Source organism: Nocardioides sp. SR21 (assembly GCF_022761125.1).
GTDB lineage: Bacteria > Actinomycetota > Actinomycetes > Propionibacteriales > Nocardioidaceae > Nocardioides.
This window is the reverse complement of the sequence record NZ_JAKWJR010000023.1, coordinates 1-1,081: the sequence shown is the minus strand read 5'-3', so window position 1 is coordinate 1,081 and position 1,081 is coordinate 1. Positions and strand designations below refer to the sequence as shown.

Annotated in this window: 1 protein-coding gene; it reads right to left on the bottom strand. The window is 66.5% G+C overall.

Annotation, left to right across the window (positions count from 1 at the left end; genetic code table 11):
• Positions 1-12: 12 nt before the first annotated feature.
• Complete coding sequence (locus MJ604_RS23620) at positions 13-978, bottom strand: IS481 family transposase (protein WP_243061257.1); 966 nt, start codon at positions 976-978, stop codon at positions 13-15.
• Between the last annotated feature and the right edge of the window lie 103 nt (positions 979-1,081).

Below are 1,081 nucleotides of genomic sequence, written 5' to 3'. Positions count from 1 at the left end.
TGTACCCGGCCATCAGGTTGGTAGCCGGCTGATCGGCGGGAGCCCGTCGAGTGCGCTGTGGCGGCGTCGAGTGTTGTAGTGCTCGAGCCAGGGCGCAAGAGCGGCCGCACGTTCGGCGTTGCTGGTGAAGGGCTGTCGGTAGGCCCATTCGGTGACGATGGTGCGGTTGTAGCGCTCGACCTTGCCGTTTTGCCAGGGGCAGTGCGGCTTGATGAACAGGTGGCGCGCGCCGATCTCGGTCATGGCCTCTCGCATGTCGCGCGAGAGTTTGTAGGACATGTGGTTGTCGGTGATGACCTGCTCGATACGGGTGATCCCGGCTGCGGCGAATGCTTCGGCAGCCCGCAGTAGGAAGGCTGCGCAGGTGGCGCCTTTTTCGTCGGGCAGGATCTCGGAGTGGGCGTAGCGGGAGTGGTCGTCGATGAGTGAGTGGACGTAGTCGTAGCCGATCTTTGCGCGCTTCTGCTTCGCGGTCTGTCGGTGCTCTGGACCTGCTTTCCAGCCGCCGCCGTCATGGATCCGGCCTAGTTTCTTGACGTCCATGTGGGCCAGCTCGCCGGGCCGCGGTCGTTCGTAGCGCACGGCGGTGACCTTCGAGGCTCGGATGACCTCGCCGGTCATCGGGTCGCACTCGCGCAGGTAGGGCACCTGGTGGCGGCGCAGAATCCGCGCGACCGTCCGCGGTGGTAGGCCGACCTCGGGGCCGAGCCAGTCCTGTCCGCGCCGTTCGCGGCGGCGCAGCTCAAGGACGCGCTGCTCGACCTCGGGCGACGTCCTGGACGGCGATGAGTGTGGTCGCGACGACCGCGTGTGCAGGCCCGCCTCGCCCTCGGCGGCATAGCGGTCCAGCCAGGTCTTCACACACTTGCGAGAGACCCCCATCGCTGCCGCGATGTGAGCCTGTCGCCAGCCTTGCTGGTGGCGTTGCACGATCAGCAGCCGACCGTAGACGGTCAGCCGCGCACTACCGTGAGACATGGAACCTCCGGGTGGATGTGGGCCTTAGACAAGCCACACCCCACCCGGGGGTTCTCTTTCACGTCAATGACCAGGACCGCTACCAACGTCCCGGCCGGGTACA

Coding starts and splice junctions, on each gene's coding strand:
- MJ604_RS23620 (WP_243061257.1), bottom strand. CDS start 978: ATGTCTCACGGTAGTGCGCGGCTGACCGTCTACGGTCGGCTGCTGATC.